This is a genomic window from Pseudomonas brassicacearum subsp. neoaurantiaca, from assembly GCF_013608025.1.
Taxonomy (GTDB): domain Bacteria; phylum Pseudomonadota; class Gammaproteobacteria; order Pseudomonadales; family Pseudomonadaceae; genus Aquipseudomonas.
Map to the genome: position 1 here is coordinate 228,335 of NZ_VDLV01000055.1, position 23,051 is coordinate 251,385.

The 23,051-nt window shown below is 61.4% G+C and carries 16 protein-coding genes; 10 read left to right on the forward strand and 6 right to left on the reverse strand.

Annotated elements, in window-relative coordinates:
• Positions 1 to 9: 9 nt before the first annotated feature.
• Complete coding sequence (locus FHK92_RS25095; RefSeq protein ID WP_181290488.1) at positions 10 to 2,385, forward strand: efflux RND transporter permease subunit; 2,376 nt, start codon at positions 10 to 12, stop codon at positions 2,383 to 2,385.
• 173 nt (positions 2,386 to 2,558) lie between these two features.
• Here FHK92_RS25095 and FHK92_RS25100 read toward each other — a convergent pair whose 3' ends face one another.
• From FHK92_RS25100 to FHK92_RS25110, 3 genes are all read right to left on the reverse strand, one after another.
• Positions 2,559 to 7,244 carry a dermonecrotic toxin domain-containing protein gene (locus tag FHK92_RS25100; protein WP_181290489.1) on the reverse strand — a complete coding sequence of 1,562 codons (4,686 nt, stop codon included), beginning with the start codon at positions 7,242 to 7,244 and terminating at the stop codon, positions 2,559 to 2,561.
• A gap of 112 nt (positions 7,245 to 7,356) precedes the next feature.
• Complete coding sequence (locus FHK92_RS25105) at positions 7,357 to 8,082, reverse strand: FadR/GntR family transcriptional regulator (protein WP_181290490.1); 726 nt, start codon at positions 8,080 to 8,082, stop codon at positions 7,357 to 7,359.
• Between the two features lie 269 nt (positions 8,083 to 8,351).
• Positions 8,352 to 10,088 (reverse strand): IlvD/Edd family dehydratase, encoded by a 1,737-nt coding sequence (locus tag FHK92_RS25110; RefSeq protein WP_181290491.1) that lies wholly within the window; start codon positions 10,086 to 10,088, stop codon positions 8,352 to 8,354.
• Between the two features lie 193 nt (positions 10,089 to 10,281).
• Here FHK92_RS25110 and FHK92_RS25115 point away from each other — a divergent pair, with 193 nt between their 5' ends.
• The 9 genes from FHK92_RS25115 to FHK92_RS25150 all read left to right on the forward strand — a co-directional run bounded on the left by FHK92_RS25115 (position 10,282) and on the right by FHK92_RS25150 (position 17,242).
• Positions 10,282 to 11,604: an MFS transporter gene (locus FHK92_RS25115; RefSeq protein WP_181290492.1), complete on the forward strand. Its 1,323-nt coding sequence runs from the start codon at positions 10,282 to 10,284 to the stop codon at positions 11,602 to 11,604.
• 149 nt (positions 11,605 to 11,753) lie between these two features.
• Positions 11,754 to 12,746, forward strand: a complete 993-nt coding sequence (gene araD1 / locus FHK92_RS25120; RefSeq protein WP_181290493.1) for an AraD1 family protein — start codon at positions 11,754 to 11,756, stop codon at positions 12,744 to 12,746.
• Positions 12,747 to 12,759: 13 nt separating this feature from the next.
• The gene (locus tag FHK92_RS25125) at positions 12,760 to 14,340 is read left to right on the forward strand and encodes an aldehyde dehydrogenase (NADP(+)) (protein ID WP_181290494.1); all 1,581 of its coding nucleotides are present in this window, start codon (positions 12,760 to 12,762) and stop codon (positions 14,338 to 14,340) included.
• A 238-nt stretch (positions 14,341 to 14,578) separates the two neighbouring features.
• A complete protein-coding gene (locus FHK92_RS25130) occupies positions 14,579 to 14,875 on the forward strand; it encodes a DUF5629 family protein (protein WP_181290495.1) in 297 nt (98 codons plus the stop codon).
• Positions 14,862 to 16,037 (forward strand): lactonase family protein, encoded by a 1,176-nt coding sequence (locus FHK92_RS25135; RefSeq protein ID WP_181290496.1) that lies wholly within the window; start codon positions 14,862 to 14,864, stop codon positions 16,035 to 16,037. The genes FHK92_RS25130 and FHK92_RS25135 overlap by 14 nt, the downstream gene beginning before the upstream one ends.
• Before the next feature lie 156 nt (positions 16,038 to 16,193).
• A complete protein-coding gene (locus FHK92_RS25140; protein WP_030142605.1) occupies positions 16,194 to 16,373 on the forward strand; it encodes a hypothetical protein in 180 nt (59 codons plus the stop codon).
• A 171-nt stretch (positions 16,374 to 16,544) separates the two neighbouring features.
• A complete protein-coding gene (locus FHK92_RS27945) occupies positions 16,545 to 16,670 on the forward strand; it encodes a hypothetical protein (RefSeq protein ID WP_258232740.1) in 126 nt (41 codons plus the stop codon).
• A 114-nt stretch (positions 16,671 to 16,784) separates the two neighbouring features.
• On the forward strand, positions 16,785 to 16,988 hold the full coding sequence (locus tag FHK92_RS25145) for a hypothetical protein (protein ID WP_181290497.1): 204 nt from the start codon (positions 16,785 to 16,787) through the stop codon (positions 16,986 to 16,988).
• Entirely contained in the window at positions 16,985 to 17,242 is a 258-nt protein-coding gene (locus FHK92_RS25150; protein WP_181290498.1) for a hypothetical protein, read from the forward strand. Before FHK92_RS25145 ends, FHK92_RS25150 begins: the two co-directional genes overlap by 4 nt.
• A gap of 141 nt (positions 17,243 to 17,383) precedes the next feature.
• Here the strand turns inward: FHK92_RS25150 and FHK92_RS25155 are convergent, their stop codons facing one another.
• The 3 genes from FHK92_RS25155 to FHK92_RS25165 are packed head-to-tail and all read right to left on the reverse strand — an operon-like array spanning position 17,384 to position 22,865.
• Positions 17,384 to 17,986 (reverse strand): glutathione S-transferase, encoded by a 603-nt coding sequence (locus FHK92_RS25155; RefSeq protein WP_181290499.1) that lies wholly within the window; start codon positions 17,984 to 17,986, stop codon positions 17,384 to 17,386.
• Positions 17,983 to 21,624 (reverse strand): AAA family ATPase, encoded by a 3,642-nt coding sequence (locus tag FHK92_RS25160; protein ID WP_181290500.1) that lies wholly within the window; start codon positions 21,622 to 21,624, stop codon positions 17,983 to 17,985. Before FHK92_RS25160 ends, FHK92_RS25155 begins: the two co-directional genes overlap by 4 nt.
• Complete coding sequence (locus FHK92_RS25165) at positions 21,621 to 22,865, reverse strand: exonuclease SbcCD subunit D C-terminal domain-containing protein (protein WP_181290501.1); 1,245 nt, start codon at positions 22,863 to 22,865, stop codon at positions 21,621 to 21,623. The genes FHK92_RS25160 and FHK92_RS25165 overlap by 4 nt, the downstream gene beginning before the upstream one ends.
• Positions 22,866 to 23,051: the final 186 nt, after the last annotated feature.

Consider the following 23,051-nt stretch of genomic DNA (forward strand, 5'->3'; position numbering starts at 1 on the left):
GCGGACCCCATGAGCAGTCATCACCAAGACAAGGCGACGTTCCTCGAACGCCTGATTTTCAACAACCGCCCGGCAGTGATCGTCATTTGCCTGCTGGTCAGCATTTTCCTGTTCTGGCAGGCCACGCTGATCCGGCCGTCCACCAGCTTCGAAAAAATGATCCCCCTCGAGCACCCTTTCATCGAGAAGATGCTCGAACACCGCAACGACCTGGCGAACCTGGGCAACACGGTGCGGATTTCCGTGGAAGCCACCGATGGCGACATCTTCTCCAAGGATTACATGGAGACCCTGCGCCAGATCCACGATGAAGTCTTCTATATCCCGGGTGTCGACCGTTCCGGGCTCAAGTCGCTGTGGAGCCCGAGCGTGCGCTGGACCGAGGTGACGGAGGAGGGCTTTGCCGGCGGCGAGGTGATTCCCCAGAGCTACGACGGCTCGGCCGACAGCCTCGACCTGTTGCGCAACAACGTGCTCAAGTCCGGCCAGGTCGGGCGCCTGGTGGCGAACGATTTCAAATCGAGCATCGTCGACATTCCGCTGCTGGAGTCCTACCCGGACCCGCAGGACCAGGGCAAGTTGCTCGCCCTGGACTACCGCAAGTTTTCCCATGAACTTGAAGACAAGATTCGCAACAAGTTCGAAGCGCAGAACCCGAACGTGCAGATCCACATCGTCGGTTTCGCCAAGAAAGTCGGTGACCTGATCGACGGCCTGGTCATGGTGGTGATGTTCTTCGGCGTGGCCTTCGTGATTACGCTGATCCTGCTGTACTGGTTCACCAACTGCATGCGCAGCACCGTCGCCGTGTTGAGCACCACCCTGGTGGCGGTGGTCTGGCAATTGGGGCTGATGCACGCGGCGGGGTTTGGCCTGGACCCTTACTCGATGCTGGTGCCGTTCCTGATCTTTGCCATCGGAATCTCCCATGGCGTGCAAAAAATCAACGGCATCGCCTTGCAATCCAGCGAGGCGGACAACGCCCTGACCGCAGCCCGGCGCACGTTCCGCCAGTTGTTCCTGCCGGGCATGATCGCGATCCTGGCCGACGCCGTCGGCTTCATCACCTTGTTGATCATCGATATCGGCGTGATCCGCGAACTCGCCATCGGTGCCTCCATCGGCGTGGCGGTCATCGTGTTCACCAACCTGATCCTGCTGCCGGTGGCGATCTCCTACGTCGGCATCAGCAAACGGGCGGTCGAGCGCAGCAAGAAAGACGCGACCCGCGAGCATCCGTTCTGGCGCACATTGTCGAACTTCGCCAGCGCCAAGGTCGCGCCGGTGTCGATTGCCCTGGCCGTGGTCGCGTTTGGCGGCGGCCTCTGGTACAGCCAGAACCTGAAGATCGGCGACCTCGACCAGGGTGCGCCGGAGCTGCGCCCGGACTCGCGCTACAACCAGGACAACAATTTCATCATCAGCAACTATTCCACCAGCTCCGACGTACTGGTGGTGATGGTCAAGACCAAGGCCGAAGGCTGCTCGCGCTATGAAGCCATGGCGCCCATCGACGAGCTGATGTGGAAGATGCAGAACACCGAGGGCGTGCAGTCGGCGATTTCCCTGGTGACCGTGTCCAAGCAGATGATCAAGGGCATGAACGAGGGCAACCTGAAATGGGAAACCCTGTCGCGCAACCCTGACGTGCTCAACAGTTCCATTGCCCGGGCCGATGGCCTGTACAACAACAGCTGTTCGCTCGCACCGGTGCTGGTGTTCCTCAACGATCACAAGGCCGAGACCCTGGACCGCGCGGTGAAGGCAGTGCAGGATTTTGCCAAGGACAACAACCGCGACGGCCTGGAGTTCATCCTCGCCGCCGGTAACGCCGGCATCGAGGCGGCGACCAACGAAGTGATCAAGGAATCGGAGCTGATTATCCTGATCCTGGTGTACGTCTGCGTGGCGACCATGTGCATGATCACCTTCCGTTCCTGGGCGGCGACGCTGTGCATCGTGCTGCCGCTGGTGCTGACGTCGGTGCTGGGCAATGCCCTGATGGCGTTCATGGGCATCGGCGTGAAGGTCGCGACCCTGCCGGTGGTTGCGCTGGGGGTGGGGATTGGCGTGGACTATGGCATTTACATCTATAGCCGCCTGGAAAGTTTCCTGCGGGCCGGTTTGCCGCTGCAGGAAGCTTATTACCAGACGCTGAAATCCACGGGCAAAGCGGTGCTGTTCACCGGCCTGTGCCTGGCGATCGGCGTATGCACCTGGATCTTCTCGGCCATCAAGTTCCAGGCGGACATGGGCTTGATGCTGACGTTCATGCTGCTGTGGAACATGTTCGGCGCGCTGTGGCTGCTACCGGCGCTGGCGCGGTTCCTGATCAAGCCTGAGAAGCTGGCGGGGCAGAAGGGCAACTCATTGTTTGCCCATTGATGTGGCGTTCTCCCGAGAATCAAAGGTAGGAGCGAGCCTGCTCGCGAAAGCGATGTGACAGTCAATGAAGATGTTGAATGTCCGTCCGCCATCGCGAGCAAGCTCGCTCCCACGGGTTTTCTGGTGCTCAGCTGCTGATCACTCCAGCCCAATCACACCGCCTGATTGAAAGATCAAGGCGCCAACGGCAAGAACTTGTCGCGCGCCAAGGCTGGGCCAATCTGCCCACGATGCACGTTCACTACCGCGTAGGGACTATCCGCCTTGGCGAGCAGCGAATGGTAATGCTCCCGGCGCTGTTCCTTGGATTTCAGGTGCGCGACGCTGTAGGCGGCTTTCGGCGTCTCGGCCGTTTCGTAGTGGAAATGCGCATACCAGAGCGGAGAACCGTCGCGGTCGTTGATGGCGTATTCCTGGAGGAAATCCTTGCGGGTGCCTTTCAAGGCCTTGCGTCCGCCCAGCCGTGCAACTTGTATCAGTTTTTTCTCGAACAGGTACCTGAGGTTGCCGTCAGTCGGCGGCAATTGCAGGCTCAATTGGGTACGCAGGGCGCTGCCCTTGTTGGTCAACTCGGAAATGGCATCCGACAGTTGCGTGATCAACGTCTCGTCTGCGGGCCTGCGCGGTGTTTGTGACGCCGCGAAAGCCCTGTCGAGTTCTTCGTTGAGCGTGCGGTAGCGACTCGCCTCATTGTTCATGATTTCCTCGATTTCCTGAGGATGCTGGCAATGCTGTCTATAGCGTTCAGCCCGGCGCAAGCGCTCAGCCAATTCACCGAGCAGTTCGCGCGCATCGCGCTTGATCGCATTGAGGGCACGGGTCGTTGGCACAGGAGCCGGTCGTTGCACCTCGATGACGTCCCAGACGTCTTCGTGGCGCGAATAGGTGGCGATGAGTTCGTTGTCCACTTCGGAGCGCAGTTCGACGACTTCGATCGGCAGGGTGGTACCGGCCGGCTTGAGGTCACCGATCAGGACACCGCTGCGGCGGGTCTTGATGACTTTTTTCTGCGCCCGCCCCGCAGTCGTCTTGGAACGTCTTGGCGGCTGTTTGCTCGGGGCTGGCTCGGGTTTGACTTGCGCCGCCAATTTTCCAGAAACCTCTTCGTAGAGACTCTTGACCACTCCGATCATTCTGTCGAAATAAGATTCGCGGATGTCTTCGGCATACAGGGTTTTCATCCCTTCTAGCGCATCCAAGGCCCCACCGTAGTGCTCGGTCAGACTTTCCAGTACTTGCAGCTGTTCCGATGGTGACAAGTCATACATGCTCAATTCGGCATGGGTGCGCACATGCTTTCCCAAGGGTTTGACAATGCGCAACAGGCTGTCGGACAGATCAGTTGAGCGATGTTTTATCGCGAGCATTGGAAGCGTCGCCAACTGCAGGCCCTTGGTGCCCGTTGCACTGACTTCATCGAGTGGGCGGTCTTTGGTCAGGCGTTCGTACACCTGGGCGCCCACAGGGTCCAGGTTCAATAGGTTGTCCAGGAGCTTGTCATTGAGCTCCAACCAATGGATTTTGCGATCATTGATGTCGCTGACCGCATTGATGAAATTGAAATAAGCCTCGGGGTCCCAGAGGAAGGCACCCACCGCCGAAGCCTTCTCTTGGAATTGAGGGTAGGCCGTATTGATGGCGGCATAGTCCATGTCGGCGATGACGAATGCCTTTCGCGCGTTGTTGATGATGTTTTCCATCAGTCTGCGAAGGATATCGGACGGTAACTCGATGCCTAGCCTGGCGCGCTCGGGCGCGCTGTCCAACAGTTTCAGATAGTTGTTGGTCTGCTCGTTAAGCAGGTCGTAAAACACCTTGCGTTTCGGCGCGCGCTGCTCCTCGGTATAGGTGCTTGAGTCTTGGAGTCTTTCCATCACGCTTTGGGCAACGTCCAGGGCTTTTTGCCGTTCGGTCTCCTGCGCCGTGATGGTTTGAATTTCGTTGTTCAATTCGCGCGTTCTTTCCATGTTGACGCGCCGCTGTTCGGCGATGCGTCTGGGGGGCATCCCTCCTCGCAAACGCAGGCGCAGGTCCAGGGTCCAGTTGCCTTGATTATCCGTCTGCAACAGCGGCCCCCTGTGTGACGGGGCAAGCGGGTCGATGATCATCACGCAGTCCTGCGATTCGAGGTCGATTCGATACAGGCGGCCTTCTATCAGTGCGTGCCAACCGTTATCAATCACATACAACCCCTTGAACGGGCCATGCCTGATCGGGTTGGGCAGCGAGGCGGGCTGCGCCACTTGCATGTTCCGCAGTTGGGCATGTTGCTCGGGTGTCAGGCGGCGCCGGGCGTTGGAAAATCTCAGATCGAGAATGGCTGCCGGGGCATCGGCGCCAGGCATGGCTACGGGGCCTTCCAACAGGGCAGGCGTTGCCGGTGCAGGCCATTGCTCCGGGATGAAGCGTGTCGCGGGGGCGCGCATCGCTTGGTTTTTGATTGATGTCGAAAAGGCAGGGAGAGAGGGCTCGCGAAGGGAAGGAACCTGGCTCACCAGCAGGGCAAGGTTAATCAGCAAATCGACCGCGGCCAATTCCCGCGTCGCCGGGTCGTCGCTGTTCAGCGCCGGAAAGTCCTGGATGGCGCTGGCCATGAGGTTCAATAGCCACACGCTGGCCATGGCTGGACCGCGCAACAACGGGAACAGCAACGTGTTGAACAGCAAGCTGCCGCCCTGGAGGAAGACTGCCCAGCGGCTCTCGCTGTTGGAAACCGACTGTCGGTCGGCCTGGGTCACCAGGGCCTGGGCATTGCAACCGTAGAGATATTCCATCAGCTTGCCGTTGCGCAGGTATTGCACCAGTTCATCGTCGCCGCCGTCGATGGCGAGCGTGGCCGGGGCGGGTTTCTCGGGCACGCTGAATTCGTCGCTCTGGAAAAAGTGCACAACGTGGGGTTCGGCGAAGCCGCCATTGGCATAGACCGGGCGAGCATTGTCGGCCATCCAGGTCAGGATGCTGTCCTGCAAATCGCCGCTGGTGGCGACCGACTGCAACAGAGCCTGTCGCGTGGGGAACTCCAGCAATACAGGCGTATACAGCGGGCGATACAGCACGTGAGGACCGTTTGCGGCGTCGTGCGTCTCGACAATGAACATGTTTGTCGCGACGTCGGGTCTGGCCTGTGGCTTGCGCAGGAAGGCCAAGTGGCGAATCACCACGGCACGGCCATCAATCCGCTGGCCGTCGACGTCGGGTTGAAGAACAGCCTCTATCAGGCCGAGCCCTTGGCGGGTCATTCCGTTTTTGTTGTCGAGCATGTTTTGCAGCGCTTCGAGCCGGAGCTGCGCCGCAATCTGCTCGGCGAACATGCGTCGATTGTTTTGCGCGTATGGCAAATCGCTCAACAGTGCCTCATGCAGGTAGCGGGGATACGTCGTGCCGATGTCCACCTGCTCGACCAGCCCGCCCCGGCGGCTGATGAAGTCTGCCGTCAACCACGATGGCAATGCCAGACCTTGGCGATGGCTGAGCGTCACATGTCCACTGAGACGCGAGACGAGATTATCAATCGCCAGTTGGGTCAGGCTCATGGTCCTTTTTTCGCTGATGCCAACGGCGCCGGGATACCCGGCCGAGACGGTGAACGTCAGTTCCACGTCGTTGGGGTGAAACTGGCGGGGCGGGGCCTGGCTCGAACTGCTTTCATTGGCTTTTTCCATCTGCACGAGCAATGCGTCAGCGGTGAAAGTCCTGATGTCATCGATAGGGCGCCAGTCTTGGCCACGTTGCTTGGCGCTGGCGAGCGCGAGGCTGTATCGCTGGAAGGTTGTCCGATCGGCGAGGGATGCCCTTTCCAGCCATTCAGGTAGCAGCGGCGTGAGTTTTGTCATTGCCCCGGTGTTGAGGCGGGGCACGTCGCCCAAATAACGAGCCGGGTCGCTCAGCTCGCTGTAGAGCGCTTCCAGGTTTTGCAGGCCAATCTGGGAGGGAAGTTCTATCGCCTCGACGTCCGCCAATTGTTGTTCCAGGATCATGGCGGCCTGGGTGTCGAAGGCATTGCCATCGATCTCGTAGCGTTGGCAGCTTACGGTGTCGACGACGTAACGCTTGGCTATCAACGCGCCCCAGTGGCGGTTGAAAGCCTCCATCGAATCGAAGGCCTGCACGGCGCTGCCGGGGCTGCAAAGCAGAATGACGAGCCCGGACGGGGTGTAATGAAGCAACAGTATCTCGCAGCTGGGCAGTTCGGTACGGGACATGCCCTGGGTGACCATGCTTTTCAGGCTGTAGGCATACACCGGTGAAAGGTTCTGGCTGAAGCGTTGGTCGCGGTCTGGCCAGCGGACGATCTGGTCAAGGGCTTCGCGTGCCGGTTCAGGCAGTCTCGGTTGGCGTAGTCCTTGGACATGCAGCCCGTTCTTGAGCGTATCGCTGAGCCATTGCCAGCGATTGGTGCGGGCGACCGCGTGCGTTTGGGCGCCGTTGTCGATGTCCATGTTCCAATGGCGAGCCAGTGCATCAGCGAGGCCGATCGGTACCGTCCAGGGTAGCTCCGCCAACAGTTTTCCAATGACGGCCATATCCAGGCCGCCGGTGGCTGGTTGGAGACGGTGTGGCGGGGTGTCGGAAAGATAACATTGAGCATTCCCGTTTGATCCCAGTTCCACGGGCGTACCGTGGGCCAGGTAATCAAGCACCAGGGGCATGAACGGTTGGAAGCGCCAGGCAGGCGTGTCGGTACCCGGGCATGCCAGTTGGGTCTTGGACAGGTCGAGGGTCAACGAGGGGTATCTTGCCTTGATGGCCTGTTCAAGCATGTCGTGTACGGCTTGCTCGAACGTGGGGCGGCCGGCGAATTGCTGGCTGACGTTTCGCACAAGCGCGCGGGGATTGTCAGCCTGGGAGAGCGAGGTCATGAGAATTCCTTTTCCTGGACTCAGGGTCGTCGGGATGACGACGAGTCCAGTATCGGGATTCAGGCCCTTTGCGTGCGGTATATAGATATCACCCGGTGCGGCGCCAGTTGTGTCAGGCCGGGTCGGGATCGCTGCCCAGCACCACATTCAGCGCGCTGCGGGCGTCGTCGAGTTGGACCAGCGTGGCATGGCGCGCGCCGAGGGCGTCGCGGTTCTCGATGGCGGTGAGGATCGCCTTGTGCCGCGGCATCGCCAGCTCATGCAGGTTGGGCCGCTGGTTGGAGTGCTTGAGGGCTTCGGCGATCGCCACCGACAACATGTTGCAGAGGTTGGCGAGCAGGTCGTTGTGGGTCGCGTCGGCGATGCGGCTGTGGAAATCCAGGTCCGGCTGCAACAGGGCTTCGGGTGTCGGGGCGGCTTCCATGCGCTGGTAGGCTTCGTTGATGGAGGCGATGTCTTCGTCGGTGGCGAGTTGGGCGGCGAGGGCAGCCGCGGCCGGCTCGATGATGCTGCGCACGCTGGTCAGCAGGCCGAAGAATTCGTTCTGCGGGCTGCTCTGCATCAGCCAGTGCAGGACGTCCGGGTCGAGCATGTGCCATTCCCGACGGGCCTTGACCACCGTGCCCACGCGAGGACGCGAATAGACCAGGCCCTTGGCGACCAGCACTCGCGTGGCTTCGCGCAGCACCGGGCGACTGACCGCGTACTCTTCGCATAACAAGGCTTCGGCGGGCAGTTTGTCATCCGGCTTGAAGCGCCCGGAGACGATCTGCATACCCAGTTCCTGGACGATGCGCGCGTGCATGCTTTTACGGTCGGAAGGTTTACGGTAATCCATGGGACGCGGCGCGATCCTGTCGGCGAGGGGAGTGCTGCGCATGATAGCAGGCGCGGCGGATATGCATCAGGTTGAACCCTTGGGTCTAAGAGACCTTGTGGCGAGGGAGCTTGCTCCCGCTGGACTGCGCAGCAGGCCCCCCTGGGCGGTCGCTGCGCAACCGAGCGGGAGCAAGCTCCCTCGCCACAGTCGGTGTGACAGCCAACTCTTATGTTGAATGTTCAACCGCCATCGCGAGCAGGCTCGCTCCCACAGGGGGATGGGCGGGGTTAGTGAGAGTGACGCGGTACCTCGGCCCCACGGCAGCCCACCAGGAAGTCGAAGTCGCAGCCCTGGTCGGCTTGCAGCACGTGATCGATGTACAACTGGCGATAGCCGCCCACCAACAATTGCTGCGGTGGCGCGAGGTCGGCCAGGCGCGCGGCGAGTTCGGCGTCCGGGATGTCCAGGTGCAGGCGGCCGCTGGCGCAATCGAGTTCGATCCAGTCGCCTTCTTTCACGGCGGCCAAAGGTCCGCCGGCCGCGGCTTCCGGCGCCACATGCAAGACCACCGTACCGTAGGCGGTGCCGCTCATGCGTGCGTCGGAAATGCGCACCATATCCGTCACGCCCTGGGCCAGCAGCTTGGCCGGCAGGCCCATGTTGCCCACTTCGGCCATGCCCGGATAACCCTTTGGCCCACAGTTCTTCATCACCAGGATCGAGTCGGCGTCCACATCGAGTTCCGGGTCGTTGATCCGCGCCTTGTATTCATCGAAGTTCTCGAACACCACCGCACGACCACGATGCTGCATAAGCTCGGCCGTGGCGGCGGATGGCTTGAGCACCGCGCCCAACGGCGCCAGGTTGCCGCGCAATACGCAGATGCCGCCGTCGGCGCGGATCGGGTTGTCCAGGGTGCGGATGACTTCGTCCTGGCCGTAGATCGGTGCGTCCTTGGTGTTTTCGCCGAGGCTCTTGCCGTTGACCGTCAGTGCGTTCGGGTGCGGGATCAGGTTCGCTTCGCCGAGACGACGGAGCACGGCGGGCAGACCACCGGCGTAGTAGAACTCTTCCATCAGGAAGCGCCCGGACGGCTGCAAGTCGACGATGGTCGGCATGCCGCGGCCGATGCGGGTCCAGTCGTCGAGGTCCAGCTGTACGCCAATGCGCCCGGCGATGGCCTTGAGGTGGATCACCGCGTTGGTCGAACCGCCGATGGCGGCGTTGACGCGGATGGCGTTTTCGAAGGCTTCCTTGGTCAGGATCTTCGACAGTTTCAGGTCTTCGCGGACCATTTCCACGGCGCGCATGCCGGACATATGGGCCAACACATAACGACGGGCGTCCACGGCTGGAATCGCCGCGTTGTGGGGCAGGGAAGTGCCGAGGGCTTCGGCCATGCACGCCATGGTCGACGCCGTGCCCATGGTGTTGCAGGTACCGGCCGAGCGGGACATGCCGCCCTCGGCCGCGAGGAAATCGTCGATGGTGATGGTGCCGGCCTTGACCTGCTCGCTCAATTGCCAGACCACGGTGCCGGAGCCGATGTCCTGGCCCTTGTGCTTGCCGTTGAGCATCGGCCCGCCGGTGACGACGATGGCCGGTACGTCACAACTGGCGGCGCCCATCAGCAGCGCTGGAGTGGTCTTGTCGCAACCGGTGAGCAGCACCACGCCGTCGATCGGGTTGCCGCGAATCGCTTCTTCCACGTCCATGCTCGCCAGGTTGCGCGTCAGCATGGCGGTGGGGCGCAGGTTCGATTCACCGTTGGAGAACACCGGGAATTCCACCGGGAAACCCCCGGCCTCGATCACGCCGCGCTTGACGTGTTCGGCGATCTGCCGGAAGTGCGCGTTGCATGGCGTCAGCTCCGACCAGGTGTTGCAAATGCCGATGATCGGCTTGCCATGGAACTGATGGTCGGCGATGCCCTGATTTTTCATCCAGCTGCGGTACATGAAGCCGTTCTTGTCGGCGGTGCCAAACCATTGGGCCGAGCGCAGGGAGGGTTTCTTATCAGACATGATCGATTCTCTTATTGTATGACTATATTGTTCGAGCTGAAGCGTAACATAAGCGCAATTTACGCGGTTTGGAAGTGTTGTTGGGTAAATAGTATTACTATATAGTCCGATTCAACGGAGGGGTTGTCCTGGCGGTCATGCGCGAGAGAAATCCCCCGAGGTTCTATAACAACAACAATCGGAGACCGGTCCCATGAGCCAGGAATTGCGGCTTATTCGTCGCATCACCCTCAAACTGATTCCCTTCCTGATCCTGCTGTATCTGATCGCCTACGTAGACCGCTCTGCGGTGGGTTTTGCCAAGCTGCACATGGGCGCCGACATCGGCATCGGCGACGCCGCCTACGGCCTGGGCGCCGGACTGTTTTTCATTGGTTATTTCCTGCTGGAGATCCCCAGCAACCTGATGCTGGAACGCTTCGGTGCGCGGCGCTGGTTCGCCCGGATCATGATCACTTGGGGCGCCATCACCATCGGCATGGCCTTCGTGCAAGGGCCGCACAGCTTCTATGTGATGCGCTTTTTGCTGGGCGCGGCCGAAGCCGGGTTCTTCCCGGGCGTGCTGTACTACATCACCCAATGGTTCCCGGTACGCCATCGCGGCAAGATCCTCGGGCTGTTCATTCTTTCCCAACCCATCGCAATGATGATCACCGGTCCGGTGTCCGGTGGCTTGCTGGGCATGGACGGCATCCTTGGCCTGCACGGCTGGCAATGGCTGTTCATCGTCATCGGCCTGCCGGCGGTGCTGTTGACTTGGCCGGTGCTGCGCTACCTGCCGGACGGTCCGCAGCAGGTCAAATGGATGGACCAGGCCGAGAAGGATTGGCTGACCGGTGAGCTGCAAAAAGACCTGCAGGAATACGGCCAGACCCGCCACGGCAATCCGCTGCATGCGCTGAAAGACAAGCGGGTCTTGCTGCTGGCGCTGTTCTACCTGCCAGTGACCTTGAGCATCTATGGCCTGGGCCTGTGGTTGCCGACGCTGATCAAGCAGTTCGGTGGCAGCGACCTGGTGACCGGTTTCGTCTCTTCCGTGCCGTATATCTTCGGGATCGTCGGCCTACTGATCATCCCGCGCAGCTCCGACCGCTTGAATGATCGGTACGGCCACCTGGCGGTGTTGTATGTGCTGGGTGCCATCGGCCTGTTTCTCAGCGCCTGGCTGTCGGTGCCGGTGTTGCAATTGGCGGCGCTGTGCCTGGTGGCGTTCGCGCTGTTTTCCTGCACGGCAGTGTTCTGGACCTTGCCGGGGCGGTTTTTTGCCGGTGCCAGCGCGGCGGCGGGTATCGCACTGATCAACTCGGTGGGCAACCTCGGTGGCTACATCGGGCCGTTCGTGATCGGTGCGCTGAAGGAGTACACCGGCAACCTGGCCTCGGGGCTGTATTTCCTGTCCTGTGTGATGGTGTTCGGCCTGGTGCTGACTGGCGTGGTCTATCGCCTGCTGGAGCGCAAGCACGTATTGCCGGCGGACCAGTTCGCCGCCAGCGCCCGCGGGGCGACGCGTACCTGAGGTCACCAAAACCCACTGTGGGAGCGAGCTTGCTCGCGATGGCGATCTGACAGACGACATCATGGGTGAATATAAGGCCGCTATCGCGAGCAAGCTCGCTCCCACAGGGGACCGCACCGAATTCAAGATTTGCTTACAAGGAGAAAGATATGCGTTTAGTTCAGTTCGAATTGAGTAACGGCGAGCGCCGCGTTGGTGTGGTTGATGGTGACCAAGTGCGCGAAGTGCAGGGCGCCCACACGGTGCGTGAGCTGGCGCTGGCTGCCATCGAGGCGAGCGTGAAGCTTGAGCAGCAGGTCAACGGCTTGGGCCTGGGGGCGAGCCATGACTACGCCCGGTTGCTCGGCGAGCTGCGCATCCTGCCGCCGCTTGACCACCCGGACCCGGCGCACCTGTTGGTCAGCGGCACCGGCCTGACCCACCTGGGCAGCGCCTCGGCCCGAGACAAAATGCACCAACAGGCCGGCGATGAAAGCGCCATGACCGACACCATGCGCATCTTCAAATGGGGCGTCGAAGGCGGCAAGCCACAGGCCGGGCAGGCCGGTGTGCAACCGGAATGGTTCTACAAGGGCGACGGCAGTATCGTGGTCCGTCCGGGCCATCCGTTCCCACTGCCGCCGTTTGCCGAAGACGCTGGCGAAGAGCCGGAGATCAGCGGCCTGTACGTCATCGGCCTCGACGGCAAGCCTTATCGCCTGGGCTTCGCGGTGGGCAACGAATTCTCCGACCACGTCATGGAACGCAAGAATTACCTGTACCTGGCCCATTCGAAACTGCGCAGTTGCAGTTTCGGCCCGGAACTTCGCGTGGGTGAACTGCCTCAACATCTGTCCGGGACCAGTCGTATCCTGCGCAACGGCGAAGTGCTGTGGCAGAACGAATTCCTCAGTGGCGAGGCGAACATGTGCCACAGCCTCGAAAACCTGGAATTCCACCACTTCAAGTACAGTCAGTTCCTGCGCCCGGGGGACGTGCACGTTCACTTTTTCGGCACCGCGACGCTGTCGTTCGCCGACGGCATCCGCACCCAGCCGGGGGATGTGTTCGAGATCAGCCAGGCCGAGTTCGGCGCGCCGCTGGTCAACGGCATTGCCCCGGTAGACGCGGTATTCAATCCGGGTACTATCGGCACACTTTAAGAGGAGACTTGCGATGAACCAGATCCTTGGCCACAACTACATCGGCGGGGCGCGCAGCGCGGCCGGTCAGACTCGCCTGCAAAGTATCGACGCCAGCACTGGCGAGGCGTTGCCCCATGATTTCGTCCAGGCCACGGCGGAGGAAGTCGACGCTGCCGCCAAGGCCGCTGCGGCGGCTTATCCGGCTTATCGCAGCCTGAGCGCTGCGCGTCGGGCCGAGTTCCTTGATGCCATCGCCGATGAACTGGACGCCCTGGGCGATGAGTTCGTTGCCGTGGTCTGCCGCGAAACCGCGCTACCAGCGGCCCGCATCCAAGGTGAGCGCGGTCGCACCAGCGGCCAGATGCGCCTGTTTGCCAAGGTCCTGCGTCGTGGCGACTTCTATGGCGCGCGCATCGACCGCGCCTTGCCTGAGCGCACACCGCTGCCGCGCCCGGACCTGCGTCAATACCGCATCGGCCTCGGCCCGGTGGCGGTATTCGGCGCCAGTAACTTCCCGCTGGCGTTTTCCACTGCCGGTGGTGATACCGCCGCCGCACTGGCCGCCGGTTGCCCGGTGGTATTCAAGGCCCACAGCGGCCACATGGCTACCGCCGAACACGTGGCAGATGCAATTATCCGCGCGGCGGAGAAAACCGCGATGCCGGCAGGCGTGTTCAACATGATCTATGGCGGGGGTGTCGGCGAATGGCTGGTCAAGCATCCGGCGATCCAGGCCGTGGGTTTCACCGGCTCCCTCAAGGGCGGGCGTGCGCTGTGCGACATGGCGGCTGCGCGGCCGCAGCCGATCCCGGTGTTTGCCGAGATGTCGAGCATCAACCCGGTGATCGTCTTGCCACAGGCCTTGAAAAACCGTGCCGAGAGCGTTGCCCGTGACCTCACCGCTTCGGTGGTGCAGGGTTGCGGTCAGTTCTGCACCAATCCTGGCCTGGTGATCGGCATTCGCTCGCCGGAATTCACTGCCTTCACCGAGCAAGTGGCTACGCTGATCGGCGACCAGGCACCGCAGACCATGCTCAACGCCGGTACGCTGCAAAGCTACGGCAAGGGCCTGCAGAAATTGCTGGCTCACTCGGGTATCCAGCGCCTGGCCGGTCGCGACCAGCAAGGCAACCAGGCCCAGCCGCAATTGTTCAAGGCTGACGCCAGCCTGTTGATCAACGGTGACGAAGCACTGCAGGAAGAGGTCTTCGGGCCGACCACGGTGTTCGTCGAAGTGGCCGACCGGGCGCAACTGAGCGCCGCGTTGAACGGCCTGCACGGCCAGCTCACCGCCACGATGATTGGCGAGCAGGCGGATTTCGAACAGTTCGGCGAACTGACGCCGTTGTTGGAACAGAAGGTTGGGCGCATCTTGCTCAATGGCTATCCGACCGGTGTCGAGGTGTGTGATTCGATGGTCCATGGCGGCCCTTATCCGGCGACGTCCGATGCTCGTGGCACTTCGGTGGGCACGCTGGCGATCGATCGCTTCCTGCGTCCGGTGTGCTTCCAGAACTACCCGGACAACCTGCTGCCGGAACCGCTGAAAAACGCCAACCCGCTGGGGATTCTGCGGTTGGTGGATGGTGTGCCGGGGCGCGAGGCGCTTTGAGGACCTGCGTGAGGCCGTTGCATTCAAAGTGAATGTGCCGGCCTCTTCGCGAGCAGGCTCGCTCCCACAGGGGATCTCCAGTGAACGCAGAAATTGTGTTCGCTGAAAATCAAACTGTGGGAGCGAGCCTGCTCGCGAAAGCGATCTATCAGGCGAAGCCGCTTCCGAACCTTATGACCCAAGACCCACTCTGACATTGGGTTATCATGCTGGTTTTCCCAATGACCGACTGATCGCCATGACTGCCCTGAACGACACCCTGCTGCACGCCCTCGAACACTGCGACATGCTGATCATCGACGGGCTGCACGCATTCGATTTCTCCCTCGACGAGCAGGACCAGTTGCACGTCGAGTGCATGAACGGTCGCACCCTCGAACATTGGCGTTTCACGCCTGCGCAGATGCAGGCCGCGACCTTCGACAAAGCCCTGAAGCATTGGACCATCACCAGCGATTCGGGCGATCACCACCTGGAATGCGTGGAAGCCACCAGCGGCCACGACGATGAGGACTCCGAACATGAAGATGCGTAGTTTCTGGCCCTTGTTGATGGCCGGCAGCGTCGGCGCCATGGGCGTCCAGGCCGACACCAGCGATCGTCATCAATTGCTGGTGGGTTCCTACACCGCTGGGCAGAGCCAGGGCATCTACCGGTTGCAATTCGACAGCCGCACCGGCCAGCTCGATGCCAATCCGTTGCAGGTGATCAAGACCGACAACCCCTCCTGGCTGACCCTGTCCAAGGACCTGACGCGACTGTTCGTCGTCAACGAAAACGGGCCGGGCCAGAAAGACCCGGTGGGCAAGGTCAGCAGCTACGCCATCGATCCGAAGACCCACGCGTTGAGCCTGATCAACCAGGTGCAATCCCTGGGCAACGAGCCGACCCATTCCAGCTTGAGCCAGGACGGCCGGCATTTGCTGGTGAGTAATTATTCCGTCCTGGAGAACCCGGGCGGCACCTTGGTGGTGTTGCCGGTGGGCGCGGACGGCAAGCTGGCGCCGGTGGTGCAAGCGGGCGGCCATCAGCCGAGTCGGGTCAATCCCGAGCGACAGAAGTCCGGCCATGTGCATTCGGCGGTGCCTTCACCCGATGACAAGTATGTGTTCGCCAATGACCTGGGGGCGGACAAGGTGTTTGTCTACCGCTACGACCCCAAGGCCAACCCCGAAATGCCGCTGACGCCTGCCGATCCGCCGTTCGTGCAATTGCCACCGGGCAGCGGGCCGCGTCACCTGTTGTTCAGTGGCGACGGCAAGCACGCCTGGCTGACGATGGAAATGACCGCCCAGGTGGCCGTATTCGATTACCACGACGGTCGCCTGACTCAGCGCCAACTGATCAATCTGGCCGACGGAAAACCCCAGCCGGGTAAGGCTGCGGCAGCGTTGCATGCTTCCAAGGATGGCAAGTTCCTCTACGTCAGCAATCGAGGCACCACCAATGAACTCCTGGTGTACGCCGTAGACCCGGCCGCTGGCACGCTGAAAGAATTGCAACGGCGCTCCGTCGAGGGTGATCATCCTCGGGAATTCAGCCTCGATCCGAGCGAAAAATTCGTCCTGGTCGCCAATCAGAAAAGCAACCAGATCGTGGTCATCGAGCGCGATTCCAAGACCGGCCTGCTGGGCAAGACCGTCCAGAAACTGCCGATGGACGCACCGAGCGATTTGAAATTCCTCGTTCGTCAATAAGCTGGAGGCCCCGATTCATGGGGCCTTCACCGTTGTATCAACGAGACTGATAGTCGCTAGTATTACAAAGCATTTCAAGGCGAGACGCCTCGGCGCGTAAGTTTGCTTCACGGCCCCACCGGGCAAATCAGCCAACTGAATCCGAGGACTACCGCCATGAACCTGAATCTTTTCTCCGTTATCGCTGCTTCCGCCATCTCCGCCACCGTTGCATTGCCGGCCAGTGCCAGCGTCGAAATCAGCAACAAGCAAAACCGCACCCAGAGCTACACCGAAAAGTACCTGCAACAGAGCGCCAATTTCTACGCGGCGCTGGACCACAAGACTCAACACTGAATCACGCTGACCACTGAAGCCTGCGATCTTTTCATCTCCCCATGGATTTCCAGGAGAGACAAGATCGCAGGCTTCGTGCGTTTGGGAGGAAATCACCGTTGTGATATCACATGGCCATGTGTTTAAATTTGACGCTAGTTAATTGACTCCCTTGCGTTAAGGATCGACACCATGGCGATGCGTCTGGCAGTGATGTTGCTGTTCCTTTATTCCACCCCGATTGTCTCGGCCGCCCAGCCCGTTTCCGGCGAATCGGAAGTGGCTCGTGAGCGATTGTTGAGCTTGCTGAGTGACTGAAGGGGACTTTCTATCAATCAATAAAAATGATGGTGACTATGCATATTGGTCGCTACTCATAACGGTTTATTTGATTGATCCTGTGGGCATTCAAACATGCCCACGGAGAACCCCATGGCCAGCGCAATCCTGTCTTCTGCCAAACACGGCGCCTACATAGCCATTGGTTTTTATGTGGCGTTGGTGCTGCTGGTCAGTGTTGGAACCCAGTATGAGGGTACCGTTGAAACTTCCCTGCAGGCTTCCACCCTTGGTCATCATCCAGTCTCCGCTGTCGCTGCTGAACAGGGCGCAGTGAAAGGAGCCGCCGGGGCATGAGCAGGTGCAAATTCTGGGTGATCGCCTTCCTGGCATTCATCACCAATGGTTTTTCATTGCTCGGAATGGGGCAGGCGTCGGCGGGATCGTTGGCGCGAACGATCGAATGCAACCACAACATCGCCCATAACATCCTCACCGCCCGGGCTTTGGGCGTGTTGGTGGGGAATCCGCCGGTCAAGCCACGGGTGGCGGTGTTTGGGCCGTTTCAAATTGATTGCGCCAGAGTGCGCATGTGCAGCGCCGAAGCTTGAACAGGTTGTCGAGCTGTTGTGGCGAGGGAGCTTGCTCCCGCTGGCCTGCGCAGCAGGCCCATTCGGGCTACATCCAAAGCGTCTGCTGCGCAGCCGAGCGGGAGCAAGCTCCCTCGCCACGAAAGCTCGCCGGATTAATATCTATTTGGCCATGATCGCGACGAACAGCTCGGAATCGAGCAAACCCTGCAGCCATTCCTGTAGCCGAGGGTAGGGCGCCTGGGCGAACCATTGGCGATCGACATGGGCGAACTGGCGCACGAACGGCAGCAACGCCACGTCCGCCAGGCTCAGGTGAGTCGCTATCAGGAACGGTCGCGCTTGCAGCCGTTCTTCCAGTTTGCGCAGAAACACTCCGCCCTCATTCCGATAATGTTCCATCGGCTGTTCGGGATGACGCTCGGGGTATTTGTAGCGGTTGAGGTGAAGCTTGAATACCTGGTCGTTTTCCTCGATCAGGTCTGCCGTTAACCGCTGGCCCTCGGGGTCGTCCGCCAGCCTCCAATCCTGCGGATCATGCCGGCCCAAGGCCCAGCGCATGATCTCGAGGCTTTCATCGATGACTCGCCCGTCGACGTGCAATACCGGCACCGTGCCTTTGCTCGACAGCGCGAGCATTTCGGCGGGCTTGGCCTTGAGGCTGACTTCGACGATGTCCAAGGCGATAGCGCTGTAGCGCAACGCCATGCGCGCTCGCATGGCGTAGGGGCAGCGGCGGAAGGAATACAGCGTGGCGTGGCTCATTTCACCTCCACCGTGCTCAGCCCGTTGCCTTGGCGACGCACCTGGATCTGCACCGGGATGCGTTCGTGCATTTCCTGCACATGGGAGATGACCGCGACCTTACGGCCTTGGGCCTGCAACCCATCGAGGGCGTCCATTGCCAGTTGCAGCGACTCGGGGTCGAGGCTGCCGAAGCCTTCGTCGATGAACAGCGATTCGATTCTCAGCGTGCTGGACGCCATCGACGCCAGGCCCAGCGCGAGGGCGAGGGAGACGAGGAAGGTTTCGCCGCCGGACAACGAATGCACCGAGCGCAGTTCGTCACCCATTTCGGTGTCCATCACCAGCAGCCCGAGCATGCTGCCGCCGCGCTTGAGGCGGTAGCGGCGAACCAATTGCCGCAACTGGGCGTTGGCGTGGTGCACCAGCAAATCGAGGTTGTACGCCTGGGCCAGTTTGCGGAAGCGGTCACCGGTGGCTGAGCCGATCAGCGCATCCAGGCGTGCCCAGCGCTGGTACTCGCTGTAGGCCTGCTCGATCTGCTGGGCCAGGGCCTGGTTGGCGTTCTGGCGGCGCTGGTCCTCGGCCTGCTCGGCACGCAGGTCCACACACTGCTGTTCACTGGCGGCAAATTGCTCGTGGAGCGTGGCGAGGGCATCGGCCAACTGTTCGGCTGGTAGATTGCCGTTGTCTTGCGCCTGGTGGTTGTGCAGCCGCTGCTCCCGTTCGGTGAGCAATACGCGGGCCTGCTCGATGGCTTTTTCGCTGTTGAGCAGGCGTTGTCGCAACTGCGCGACTTGCTGCTCATCAAGGCTGAGCAGGGCGTCGAGCGCCGTATCGTCCAGCTCCGGGTGAGAAGCGCGCCATTGGGCGATGCCCGCGGCCAAGGTCTGTTGTTCGGTCTCCAGGGCCTGGGCCTGTTCATGTCGAGCCTTGAGTTCGGCCGCCAGTTGCACGAGGTTGTTACGCAGGTCCTGCAACTGTTGATTGGCGCTGGCCTCGGCATGACGAGCCTGTTCCAGTGCCACGTCGAGTTGCTGCTGCCACTGTTCGGCGCTGGAGTGTTCGCCCAGCAGCCGCGTGAGTTTTTCCTGGCAGGCCTGTTGCTGTTCGACCAGGGCATTGAACTGCTGTTGTGCAGACTCCAATTGCTGCGCCCGGACCTGCTGGCGATCCTGCTCTTTCTCCAAGGCTTGCTGGCGCTGGAGTTGCTCGGCGAGTTCTTCGCGTTGCTGTTCCAGTTGCGCGAGGCGCTGGCTGATTCGTTGGTCAAGTTCCATGAACGTGGCGGCCGGTTCGCTGCGCAGGGCCTGCAAGGTGTCGGCCGGCAATAGCACGCTGAAGTGCTCGAGCTCCTCGTCCAGGCGTTGGCGATCCCGGGCCAGTTCATGTTGCTGGTTGCTCAGGTGCTGCGACGCCTGCTGGCTGGCTGTCTCTGCATCGTGCAATTGCTGGGTCAGTCGCGCGGCGTCCTGTTGCAGGGTGAGCAGGGCGGCCTGGCGTTGTTCGTCCTGGCTGATGCGCAGTTGCAGTTGGCTGGTTTGCTGGCCCAGCCAGGCGTCGCGTTTGGGCGAATCCTGGGCCAGCATTTGCGCCGCCAGCGGGTGGGCTTCAAGGCTTGGCGCCAAGCTCTGATGCTGGGTGGCGAGCTGTTCCTGCTGTTGTTTGAACTCCTTGAGCTGGGCGATGACGCCGCTGTATTGCGCCCTGAGATCGATGACTTTTTCGTTGAGCAGGTCCACCGCCTTGCGGGCATTGGCTTCTTCGCTTTCATCGAAGCGACCGAGGCTCTGCAGCAGCGCTTCGGGCTGATGGTAAGGATGCTCGACGCTGCCGCACACCGGGCAGGGTTGGTTGTCCTGCAATTGTTCGCGCAGTTGCTCGACGCTTTCGCTGCGGGCCAGGCGCTGGCGTTCCAGCAGCTCGCGGGTCACGGTCAGGGTCTGTTCGGCGATGGTCAGCTCGGCCTTGGCTTCTCCGCCTTCACGCACCAGTCGGTCACGCTCCTGCAAGGCGCGCTGCTGGCGTTGCTCAAGCTCCGCGCTGCGTTTGTCCAGTTCCTGCTGGCTGGCCCACAACCGAGCCAGGTCCTCGAACGCGCGCAGTTGCTTGCGGTTGTCCTGCAAGAGGTTGCCGAGCAACTGGATCTGTTCGGCCACCGCCTGCGGTTCGGCGCCAGCTTCCTTGTAGAGCACCTCAAGGTCTTGGCGACGGCTGGCAAGATCCTCGGCGGCACGCGCCGCGTTGTGTTCCAACAGCGCCAGTTCGTCCTGGCCCTTGTTCAGTCGGTTACCGATCAGCATCAATTGTTGAAGGCGATCGCGATAGGCGCCCCAGGCATCGCTCAGTGGTGAGAGTCCGGTGCTTTGTTCCAGTTCACCGGCGATCCGTTGCAGGCGTTCACCCACCTGTCGTTGTTGCTCCAGCAACGTGTCGAGGGTGCGTTGGCCGTCGGTGCAAGCCAGTTGGGCCTGTTGCAGGTGTTCGGCGCGCTGGCCGGCTTCCTGAGTCAGGCGAGCGAGGCTGCTTTGTTCATCGAACGCCTGGCGCAGCAGGGGCGCGTTGTCGGTGCTCTGCTGGCGGGCCGCGACCAGTGCCAGTTGCGCCACGCCCAGGCCTTTTTCCAATTCGCCCTGTTGTTCATGCAACTCGACTTGCTGCTGGGTGAGTTGTTGGATCTTGACCGCCAGCGGCTCGAATTGCCGGGCCAGTTCCGCCTGCCGGATGAACTGATGCCGCTGCGGCGCCAGTTGTTCCAGGCGGATCAGCTTCAGGCGTTCATCGGCCTGCGCCTCCCAATCGGCCTGGGCTTGTTGCAGTTGCTCGGCGGCGCCGGCCTGTTCGTCCTGCAACTGGCGCAGGTCCTTGAGCCAGGTTTGTTGCTGCTCCAGTTGCTTGAGCTGCGCCTGTTGGGTCTTGAGTGCTTGCTGGGCCTGGTTGACGCGCTCATCCAGCTCGGCGCGGGCCTCGGGGGCCAGGGGCGTGACGCCGCTGGCCTGGTCCTGCAACTGCTTGTGGGTTTCCTTGGCCTGCTTGGCCTTGTCAAAGGCACGACGGCCGAGGCGGGTATACAGGGCAGTGTCGGTGAGTTTTTCCAGCAGTTCGCTACGGTCGTTGTCGTCGGCCTTGAGGAACGCACTGAACTCGCTCTGTGCCAGCAACACGGCGCGGGTGAACTGCTCGAAATTCAGGCCGAGGGCGGCTTCGAGTTGGGCCTTGTATTCGCCTTTCTGGCTGGCCAATAGCTGATCGTTGTCCAGATCCCGCAGGCTCTGGCGACTGGCTTGCAGCTTGCCGGAGGCTTTTTCCCGGGCGCGATTGGCCTCCCAGCGGGCCCGGTAGCGGCGACCGTCGATGCCGCGAAAATCCACTTCGGCATAACCGTCGCCAGTGCCTCGACGCAGCAGCGTGCGCGGATCGCCCGTGGCGATTTCACCGTCGGCGTCTGGCACCTTGGCGTCACGACCGGTGTTGTTCAGACGCGGCACAGCGCCGAACAACGCCAGGCACAAGGCATCGAGCAGCGTGCTCTTGCCGGCGCCCGTGGGGCCGGTGATGGCGAAAAGGCCGGCGCTGGCCAGCGGCTCGGCAGTGAAATCGATTTCAAAAGGCCCGGCCAGGGACGCAAGGTTCTTGAGGCGGATGGCGAGGATCTTCATGGCTGTTCGCTCTCCATCTGTACGTCCTGCAAGAGCACGGCGAAATCCTTCAGCGTTTGCTCGTCGACTTCGCTGCCGTAGGTGTCCTGCCAGGCGCGGCTGAACAAATCTTGCGGGCTGAGCTGATCCAGTTCGATCAACGTGGCACCTTCATCGGCGCCTGCGGAGGCGCCGTTGCCGGCGTACTCGGCGGCGATTCGCACCAGCCGCACGGCTTTGCCTTGCAGGGCCGTTTCCACTTGATGACGCAGGTCGGGTTGCGGCTCGTCGAGGCGCACCCGCACCTCCAGCCAGGGTTGGCGCTGGACATCGGCCAGCAGATCGATATCGGGCAAATCCTTGAGTTGCACCAGGACATCGGCCAGCGGTGCCGGGCCCAGGCGTTGCAGGTTGACGGCGCGGGGAATCAGCCGTGGCTCGACGTTCAGCAGTTTTTCGCCGTCGAGGGTGATGTCGAGGATCTGATGCTGATAGCCGATTTCCGAGAACGACAGCGGGATGGGCGATCCGCTGTAGCGAATGCGCGTTTCCCCATTGACCTTCTGTGGCTTGTGCAAGTGTCCGAGGGCGACATAGGTGATGCTCGGGCCAAACAGGCTGGCGGGCAGGGCTTCGGCATTGCCGATGATCAGGCTGCGCTCGGAATCCTCCGACACCGAGCCGCCGGCCATGTGCGCATGGCTGACAGCGATCAGTGCCTGGCCTTTCTTGCGCTTGGCGTTGGCGGCAGCGATCAGCCATTCATGGACCTGGCCAATGCCCCGCAAATAATCATCTCCCAACTGCGCGCCCGTGACCTCGGCCGGCCGCAGGAACGGCAGCGCCAGGCACCACGCCCGGACCTTGCCCTTGGCGTCTGGCAATGGCAGCAACAGGCGCTCGACGTCCAGTTGTCCATCGTCCAGCCACAACACCCGGCCCAGGGCATGGGTGCGCAAGCGGCGCATCAACGGCGCCGGCAATTCGATGCGCGAGCCGGAGTCATGATTGCCAGCGATCATGACGATGGTCAGGTTGGCGTTTTGTTCGTGGGCACTGACGATGAAGTCGTACAGCCGTTCCTGGGCTTTGACCGGCGGGTTGACCGTGTCGAAGATATCGCCGGCAATCAGCAGCACGTCAGGTTTTTCGCTGGCCAGCTGACGCAGCAGCCAGTCAAGGAAACAGGCATGCTCGAAGTCGCGATCCTGACCGTGGAGGTTTTGCCCCAGGTGCCAGTCGGAGGTGTGAAACAGACGCAAGGCAGACTCCAGAAACAGACGATGGCCGCGGGAATATGAGCGGCGCAAAGATGCAGAGTTTACTGGGAAACGCAGGGGAGGGGCTGTTCAACTTTGTCGAATGGACTGGCGCGGCTCTTGTGGCGAGGGGATTTAGCGAAACGTCGCACCGCCCCGCTGGGTTGCGAAGCAGCCCCAACAGCAGCG

Excerpts from the sequence above, each read along its gene's own strand:
- FHK92_RS25095 (WP_181290488.1), top strand. The coding sequence starts at position 10 with ATGAGCAGTCATCACCAAGACAAGGCGACGTTCCTCGAACGCCTGATT.
- FHK92_RS25100 (WP_181290489.1), bottom strand. The coding sequence starts at position 7,244 with ATGACCTCGCTCTCCCAGGCTGACAATCCCCGCGCGCTTGTGCGAAAC.
- FHK92_RS25105 (WP_181290490.1), bottom strand. The coding sequence starts at position 8,082 with ATGGATTACCGTAAACCTTCCGACCGTAAAAGCATGCACGCGCGCATC.
- FHK92_RS25110 (WP_181290491.1), bottom strand. The coding sequence starts at position 10,088 with ATGTCTGATAAGAAACCCTCCCTGCGCTCGGCCCAATGGTTTGGCACC.
- FHK92_RS25115 (WP_181290492.1), top strand. The coding sequence starts at position 10,282 with ATGAGCCAGGAATTGCGGCTTATTCGTCGCATCACCCTCAAACTGATT.
- araD1 (WP_181290493.1), top strand. The coding sequence starts at position 11,754 with ATGCGTTTAGTTCAGTTCGAATTGAGTAACGGCGAGCGCCGCGTTGGT.
- FHK92_RS25125 (WP_181290494.1), top strand. The coding sequence starts at position 12,760 with ATGAACCAGATCCTTGGCCACAACTACATCGGCGGGGCGCGCAGCGCG.
- FHK92_RS25130 (WP_181290495.1), top strand. The coding sequence starts at position 14,579 with ATGACTGCCCTGAACGACACCCTGCTGCACGCCCTCGAACACTGCGAC.
- FHK92_RS25135 (WP_181290496.1), top strand. The coding sequence starts at position 14,862 with ATGAAGATGCGTAGTTTCTGGCCCTTGTTGATGGCCGGCAGCGTCGGC.
- FHK92_RS25140 (WP_030142605.1), top strand. The coding sequence starts at position 16,194 with ATGAACCTGAATCTTTTCTCCGTTATCGCTGCTTCCGCCATCTCCGCC.
- FHK92_RS27945 (WP_258232740.1), top strand. The coding sequence starts at position 16,545 with ATGGCGATGCGTCTGGCAGTGATGTTGCTGTTCCTTTATTCCACCCCG.
- FHK92_RS25145 (WP_181290497.1), top strand. The coding sequence starts at position 16,785 with ATGGCCAGCGCAATCCTGTCTTCTGCCAAACACGGCGCCTACATAGCC.
- FHK92_RS25150 (WP_181290498.1), top strand. The coding sequence starts at position 16,985 with ATGAGCAGGTGCAAATTCTGGGTGATCGCCTTCCTGGCATTCATCACC.
- FHK92_RS25155 (WP_181290499.1), bottom strand. The coding sequence starts at position 17,986 with ATGAGCCACGCCACGCTGTATTCCTTCCGCCGCTGCCCCTACGCCATG.
- FHK92_RS25160 (WP_181290500.1), bottom strand. The coding sequence starts at position 21,624 with ATGAAGATCCTCGCCATCCGCCTCAAGAACCTTGCGTCCCTGGCCGGG.